General features: G+C 64.5%; 6 protein-coding genes. 5 read left to right on the top strand and 1 reads right to left on the bottom strand.

Features of this window, described 5'->3' with window-relative positions; all coding sequences use genetic code 11:
• The coding region (locus EOA32_RS30185) for a bifunctional 2-C-methyl-D-erythritol 4-phosphate cytidylyltransferase/2-C-methyl-D-erythritol 2,4-cyclodiphosphate synthase (RefSeq protein WP_128373664.1) at positions 1-1,046 on the bottom strand (1,046 nt) is incomplete at its 3' end.
• Positions 1,047-1,185: 139 nt separating this feature from the next.
• On the opposite strand from EOA32_RS30185, the gene dusB reads away from it, so the two are divergent.
• The 5 genes from dusB to EOA32_RS30210 all read left to right on the top strand — a co-directional run.
• Positions 1,186-2,214, top strand: coding sequence for a tRNA dihydrouridine synthase DusB (dusB, locus tag EOA32_RS30190; protein ID WP_066989702.1), 1,029 nt, complete (start codon positions 1,186-1,188; stop codon positions 2,212-2,214).
• A complete protein-coding gene (locus EOA32_RS30195) occupies positions 2,211-3,353 on the top strand; it encodes a nitrogen regulation protein NR(II) (RefSeq protein WP_128373665.1) in 1,143 nt (380 codons plus the stop codon). Before dusB ends, EOA32_RS30195 begins: the two co-directional genes overlap by 4 nt.
• Positions 3,350-4,810, top strand: coding sequence for a nitrogen regulation protein NR(I) (gene ntrC, locus EOA32_RS30200; RefSeq protein WP_066989709.1), 1,461 nt, complete (start codon positions 3,350-3,352; stop codon positions 4,808-4,810). The genes EOA32_RS30195 and ntrC overlap by 4 nt, the downstream gene beginning before the upstream one ends.
• A gap of 119 nt (positions 4,811-4,929) precedes the next feature.
• Entirely contained in the window at positions 4,930-7,221 is a 2,292-nt protein-coding gene (locus EOA32_RS30205) for a PAS domain-containing sensor histidine kinase (protein ID WP_066989713.1), read from the top strand.
• A partial coding sequence (locus EOA32_RS30210) for a response regulator (protein ID WP_145971390.1) occupies positions 7,211-7,550 on the top strand: 340 nt, incomplete at its 3' end. The genes EOA32_RS30205 and EOA32_RS30210, both read left to right, overlap by 11 nt.

A 7,550-nucleotide genomic window follows, 5' to 3' on the forward strand; every position in this document is an offset into this window, starting at 1 on the left:
CCACCCCGCGGCGCCTCGCAGATCAGCGTGATATCGGCATTGGCGATGCGCCCGCCGTGCTCGCGCACCAGCTTCGCGGCATGCTCGACGAAGATCTTCGAGGCAGCGCCCTTCCATTGCCGGTCCGATGGCGGAAAATGCGTGCCGATGTCGCCGGCGCCGCAGGTGGCGAGCAACGCATCGGTGAGCGCATGAAGCCCGACATCGGCGTCCGAATGACCGGAGAGTTTCCGGTCATAGGGGATAGTGACCCCGCACAGAGTGACGTGGTCGCCCGCTTCGAACGCGTGCACATCATAGCCATTGCCGGTGCGGATGTCCGGAAAGCGCGGCAGCGCATTTGAGAGCCGCTGGTCGGCCATCGCGATATCCCTTGCCCAGGTGAGCTTGATGTTGTCCGGCGAGCCCTGGACGATCTTGACCGGAATATGCGCCCATTCGGCGATCGCCGCGTCGTCGGTGAACTCGCTTTTGCCGAGATGATGCGCCTTCTCGTGCGCCGCCAGCAACGGCCAGAACGGGAAGCCTTGCGGTGTCTGCGCCGCGTGCAGGCCGGCCCTCGACACCGTCTCCTCGATCATGCCCTCGGCCGATTCCCGCTTGAGCGTGTCGGCGACGGGCAGCGCCGGCAGGGCTCCCTGGCGCTTGCCGATGGCCTCGATGGTTCGGTCGATGAGCCCATGATCGACAAACGGGCGCACCGCATCATGCACCAGCACCTTTGCCGGCGCCTGCTCCCTCAGCGCCAAAAGTCCCAGCCGGACGGAAGCCTGGCGGGACGGACCGCCCATGACGATGAGCGTGCGCGTAGCATTAGCTCCCGCCGCGCGCTCGAACAGCTCGCGGTCGTCGGCGTGGATCGCCACCACCACTGGCCCGACGGCTGGATGTGACAGGAATCTTTCCAGCGTATGCGCAATGACGGCGCGTCCGCCGATGCGCTGATACTGCTTCGGCCCCTCGGCCTGTCCGGCACGGGCGCCGCGGCCGGCGGCGACAATGACCACGCCGACCTTGCCGTCCGGTTTTTCACTTGTGTCAGTCATGGCGAGAGGCTTAGTCGCGGCTCGCAGGGAAGGCCAGCATTTTCCAAAATGCGCCTTAATGTGACGTCATTGCGCGTTGCACAATGGCTTGCATCTGGCTACACAATGTGCAGCAATCGAATATGCTTGGTTTTTGTGCATGCCTGAATTGACCACATTGGCTTCGCCGCTCGACGTCGGCGGCGTAAGGATACGCAACCGCGTGTTCCTGGCGCCGATGTCCGGCATAACCGACGAGCCGTTCCGTCAGCGTGCGCATGCGCATGGTGCCGGGCTGGTCGTGTCGGAAATGGTGGCGAGCGGCGAACTGGCCAAGGGCAGGGCCGGCTGCGATCTGCGCATCCGCCATTCCGGGCTGCCCGTCCATATGGTGCAGCTTGCTGGCCGCGAGGCAGCGCACATGGCCGAGGGCGCGCGAATCGCGGCGGGCGAGGGCGCCGACATCCTCGACATCAACATGGGCTGCCCGGCAAAGAAGGTGACGGGCGGCTATGCCGGCTCGGCGCTGATGCGCGATCTCGATCACGCGCTCTCGCTGATCGAGGCGGTGGTCGGTGCGGTCTCGGTGCCGGTGACGGTCAAGATGCGGCTCGGCTGGGACGAAAGCGCGCTCAACGCGCCGATGTTGGCGCGCCGCGCCGAGCTGGCCGGCGTGCGCATGGTGACCGTCCACGGCCGCACGCGCTGCCAGTTCTATCAGGGTAAGGCCGATTGGCGCGCCATTGCGCGCGTCAAGGAAGCGGTCTCGATCCCGGTGGTGGCCAATGGCGATGTCGGCTCGCCGGAAGAGGCTGCGACGATCCTGGATCAATCAGGCGCCGACGCGGTGATGATCGGCCGTGCCCATTACGGCGCGCCGTGGACCGCCGGCAGCATCGCGGCAGCCGCCGCTGGCATGTCTGCAACCGATATTCCCCAAACGCCCCAGACGCTCGCCGACTACGTGGTTGCGCATTACGAGGACATGCTCTCGCTCTACGGCGTCGAAAGCGGGCTTCGCCAGGCGCGCAAGCATCTCGGCTGGTATCTGGACAGCCACGCGACTGGTGTTTCGGCGGAACGGCGCAAGCATATCCTCACTTCCTTCGAGCCGGCTGAAGTGATCGCCGGGCTGCGTCAAGCCTTCACCGAAAGCGCGGCATCGCCAGAACTGCGGAGCGCGGCATGAATACGAACCTCCCACAGCCGGCCGACACCGCGGATGCCGCCAATATCGTGCTGAACACCATCCGCCGCCCGGTGATCATGGTCGATGCCGACGGCTTCATCACCTTCGCCAACGCGGATGCAGAGGATTTCTTCCGCTCCAGCGCGACCATGCTGGCGCGCAACACGCTGTCCAAGCTGGTCCCGTTCGGCAGTCCGCTGCTGACCTTGGTCGACCAGGTGCGCGAGCGCCGCGCGCCGGTCAACGAATACCGCGTCGACGTCTCTTCGCCGCGCCTCGGCATCGAGAAGGTGGTCGACCTCTATGTCGCCCCGGTGCCGGAGTTTCCCGGATCGGTGGTGGTGATGTTCCAGGAACGGTCGATGGCCGACAAGATCGATCGCCAGATGACGCATCGGGGTGCCGCCCGTTCTGTCACCGGCCTGGCGGCCATGCTTGCGCATGAGATCAAGAACCCGCTCTCCGGCATCCGCGGCGCGGCGCAACTGCTCGAGCTCTCGGCCTCCGACGAGGACCGTGCGCTCACCCGCTTGATCACCGACGAGACCGACCGCATCGTGTCGCTGGTCGACCGCATGGAAGTGTTTTCCGACGAGCGGCCGATCGAGCGCTTTCCCGTCAACATCCATGTCGTTCTGGATCATGTGAAAGCGATCGCCAAGAACGGATTTGCAAAAAAAATCAAGATCTTGGAGGAATATGATCCATCACTTCCTCCAGTCTATGCCAACCGTGACCAGCTGATCCAGGTGTTCCTCAACTTGGTCAAGAACGCCGCGGAGGCGATCGGCGCCGACCCGCAGGGCGAGATCGTGCTGTCGACGGCTTTCCGGCCCGGCATCCGCGTTTCCGTGCCGGGAACGCAAGACCGCGTCTCGCTGCCGCTGGAATTCTGCGTGCACGACAACGGCCCCGGTGTTTCCGAGGACATCCTTCCGATCCTCTTCGATCCGTTCATCACCACCAAACCGAACGGCTCGGGCCTCGGGCTGGCTCTGGTCGCCAAGATTGTCGGCGAGCATGGCGGCATCATCGAATGCGATTCGACGCAGCGTGGAACCACTTTCCGCGTCTTGATGCCGGCCTGGAAGGACACTTTGCCCAACGCCGGCGACGAAGCTGAAGGAGACCGCAAATGACCGTTCGCGGCAATATCCTCGTCGCCGACGACGATGCGGCGATCCGCACCGTGCTCAACCAGGCGCTGTCGCGCGTCGGCCATGAGGTGCGCGTGACCTCGAACGCTTCGACGCTGTGGCGCTGGGTGGCTGCCGGCGAGGGCGACCTCGTCATCACCGATGTGGTGATGCCGGACGAGAACGCCTTCGACATGCTGCCGCGCATCAAGAAAGCGCGGCCCGAGCTGCCGGTCATCGTCATGAGCGCGCAGAACACTTTCATGACCGCCATCCGCGCCTCCGAGACCGGCGCCTACGAATATCTGCCGAAGCCGTTCGATCTGACCGAGCTGCTCAACATCGTCAACCGCGCGCTTGCCGAGCCGAAGCGGCCGAAGCTGGATTCCCGCGCCGACGACCAGCCGGAGACGATGCCGCTGGTCGGCCGCTCGGCGGCCATGCAGGACATCTACCGCATGCTGGCCCGCATGATGCAGACCGACCTGACGGTGATGATCAGCGGCGAATCCGGCACCGGCAAGGAGCTGGTAGCGCGCGCGCTGCACGAATACGGCCGCCGCCGCGGCGGGCCTTTCGTGGCCATCAACATGGCCGCGATCCCGCGCGACCTGATCGAATCGGAACTGTTCGGCCATGAGAAGGGCGCCTTCACCGGCGCGCAGAACCGCTCCACCGGCCGCTTCGAGCAGGCCGAAGGCGGCACGCTGTTCCTCGACGAGATCGGCGACATGCCGATGGAGGCGCAGACGCGCCTGCTGCGCGTGCTCCAGCAGGGCGAATACACCACCGTCGGCGGCCGCACGCCGATCAAGACCGACGTGCGCATCGTCGCCGCCACCAACAAGGATTTGCGGACCCTGATCAACCAGGGTCTGTTCCGCGAGGACCTGTTCTACCGCCTGAATGTCGTGCCGCTGCGACTCCCGGCGTTGCGAGAGCGTTCTGAAGACGTGCCTGACCTTGTCCGGCATTTCTTCAAGCAGGGCGCCAGCGAAGGCCTGCAGACCAAGCGCATTTCCGCCGGTGGCATCGAGCTGATGAAGCGCTATCCCTGGCCCGGTAATGTGCGCGAGCTGGAAAATCTGGTGCGCAGGCTCGCCGCGCTCTATTCGCAGGACGAGATTTCGGCCGAGATCATCGAGGCCGAACTGAAGACCGGCGAGCGATCTGTCGTGCCGGACGGCGGCGCGCTGATCCCCGACGATCTGTCGATCGGCCAGGCGGTCGAGCATTTCCTGCAGCGCTATTTCGCCTCGTTCGCCGGCGATCTGCCGCCGTCCGGGCTCTACCAGCGCATCCTCGCCGAGGTCGAATATCCGCTGGTGCTGGCTTCGATGACCGCGACGCGCGGCAACCAGATCAAGGCGGCCGAGCTTCTGGGCCTGAACCGCAACACGCTGCGCAAGAAGATCCGCGAGCTTGGCGTCAACGTCTACAAGGCCGCCAGGCAGCCCTGAGTTGCCCTTCACTTTTGGGAATTAAGTCGGGGAAAGATTTCCGTCCCGGCCACACTTGTTGCATAATCGCCACAATGCGTTGCATACATCCGACGCAATGACCGACTCTAGACGGCGATATGGCTGCTGAGGCTCCGACACTGAACCAACCGCTTTTCAGCCGGGCCGGCGTTCGCGACGGTCGCCGGCTGCTGGCGCTGCCCGGCGTGGTCGCGATCGTCGGCGCCATGATCACCGCAGCGATCTCGTTTGCGATCCTTGTCGGTGCGACCCCAATCGCGCCGAATGCAAACGCCACCTGGGCGCTGATCGCGCTCAACGCCGTCTTCGTCCTGTTCCTGATCGCCCTGATCAGCCGCGAGATCCGCCGCATCGTCATGGCGCGCAGGCACGGCCGTGCAGCATCGCGGCTGCATGTGCGCATCGTCGCCATGTTCGCGCTGGTCGCCGCCATCCCGGCGATCATGGTCGCGATCATCGCCTCGATCACGCTCGATATCGGCCTCGACCGCTGGTTCGAGATCCGCACCAAAACGATCGTCAATTCGTCGCTGTCGATCGCCGATGCCTATGTCCAGGAAAATGCGCGCAACCTGCAGGGCACGACCCTGTCGATGGCCTACGACCTCGACGCCTCGCGCACGCTCTACGGGCTCGACCGCACCGGCTTCCTCGATCTCATGAACAAGGAGGCCGTTGGCCGCGGACTGGCGCATGCGGCGCTGATCAAGCCTGACGGCTCTTTCGTCATGAGCGCCAAGACCGACGCCGACTTCGCCATGCCGGAGCCGCCCCCTGGCGCGGTCAACACGGCCGCCGACGGCAAGCCGGTGCTGATCGAGCCGCGCACCCGCAACATCATGGGCGCCATCGTCAAGTTGCGCGAGATCGAAGGTCTTTATCTCTACACGATCCGGCTCGTCGACCCGGACGTTATCAAGGCGCGGCAGATCGTTCGGTCGAACACCGACGAGTATCGCGGACTGGAAGAGAACCGTCGCACTTCGCAAGTCGCGTTCGCGCTGCCCTATCTGTCGCTGACCCTGATCGTCATCCTGTCGGCGATCTGGACCGGCATCGCCGTGGCCGATCGCATTGTCCGGCCGATCCGCCAGCTGATCGGCGCGGCCGACGAGGTGGCGACCGGCAATCTCGACGTCGCCGTGCCCGTGCGTCAATCGGACGGCGACGTCGCTTCGCTCGGCGAGACCTTCAACAACATGATCCTCGAGCTCAAATCGCAGCGCAACGAGCTGCTGTCGGCCAAAGACCTGATCGACGAGCGGCGGCGGTTCTCGGAGGCGGTGCTGGCCGGCGTGACCGCAGGCGTCATCGGCGTCGATCCCTACGGCGTCATCACCATCGCCAATCGCTCGGCCGAAACGATGCTGGCGATCTCGGCGAGTGCCGCGCTCGGACAGAACCTCTCCGCCATCCTGCCGCATGTCGGTCGCGTCTTCGAGATCGGGCGCCAATCCGGCAAGCCGGTCTATCGCGAGCAGGTGACCTTCTTCCGCGCCGGCATGGAACGGACTTTCAATGTCCAGGTCACCGTCGAGGCCGGAGACGACGGCTCGGAAGAAAAATCCTATGTCGTCACCATCGACGACATTACCGATCTCGTGCAGGCGCAGCGGTCTTCGGCCTGGGCCGATGTGGCGCGGCGCATTGCCCATGAGATCAAGAATCCACTGACGCCCATCCAGCTCTCGGCCGAGCGCATCAGGCGCCGTTACGGCAAGGTCATCACCGAGGACCGCGAAGTCTTCGATCAATGCACCGACACCATCATCCGTCAGGTCGAGGACATCGGCCGCATGGTCGACGAATTCTCGGCCTTCGCCCGCATGCCGAAGCCGGAGATGAAGGTGATAGACCTGCGCGAGTCGCTGCGCGAAGCTTCGTTCCTGGTGGAAGTCAGCCGCTCCGACATTGCTTTCCAGCGTGATTTCGGCAACGAGCCGCTCAAGGGAACGTTCGACAGCCGCCTGATGGCGCAGGCCTTCGGCAACGTCATCAAAAACGCCGCCGAGGCCATCGACGGACTTGATGCGCAAGACCGTTCCGACGGCACAATCCGGATTCAAGCCGGGCGCCAAGATGGCGCCATAAGAATCGATGTTATCGACAACGGCAAAGGGCTGCCGCGCGAGAATCGGCAGAGACTGCTCGAGCCCTACATGACGACGCGCGAAAAAGGCACCGGCCTTGGCCTCGCTATCGTCAAGAAGATCGTGGAGGACCATGGCGGCCGGCTCGAATTGCACGACGCGCCGCCCGATTTCCACGGCGGCCGGGGCGCGATGATCTCGATCATCTTGCCACCGGCGGCGGTCGTCCCCGCGCCGCCACGCGGCGAAGGCCGCGACGAACACGAACGAGAAACTGAAAAGGTCGGTAATGGCGTCTGACATTCTCATCGTCGATGACGAGGAAGACATCCGCGAACTGGTCGCCGGTATCCTGAGCGACGAAGGTCACGAAACCCGCACGGCACACGATGCCGACAGCGCGCTAGCGGCGATTGCCGATCGCGCGCCACGGCTGATTTTCCTCGATATCTGGCTGCAGGGCTCGCGCCTCGACGGTCTGGCGCTGCTCGACGAGATCAAGACGATGCATCCGAACATGCCGGTGGTGATGATCTCCGGCCACGGCAACATCGAAACGGCGGTGTCGGCCATCCGGCGCGGCGCCTATGATTTCATCGAGAAGCCGTTCAAGGCCGACCGTCTCATCC

This window comes from Mesorhizobium sp. M1A.F.Ca.ET.072.01.1.1, assembly GCF_004023325.1.
Classification (GTDB): Bacteria; Pseudomonadota; Alphaproteobacteria; order Rhizobiales; family Rhizobiaceae; genus Mesorhizobium.

Bases quoted from the DNA above. Each gene is read 5' to 3' on its own strand.
- dusB (WP_066989702.1), top strand. From the start codon at position 1,186: ATGCCTGAATTGACCACATTGGCTTCGCCGCTCGACGTCGGCGGCGTA.
- EOA32_RS30195 (WP_128373665.1), top strand. From the start codon at position 2,211: ATGAATACGAACCTCCCACAGCCGGCCGACACCGCGGATGCCGCCAAT.
- ntrC (WP_066989709.1), top strand. From the start codon at position 3,350: ATGACCGTTCGCGGCAATATCCTCGTCGCCGACGACGATGCGGCGATC.
- EOA32_RS30205 (WP_066989713.1), top strand. From the start codon at position 4,930: ATGGCTGCTGAGGCTCCGACACTGAACCAACCGCTTTTCAGCCGGGCC.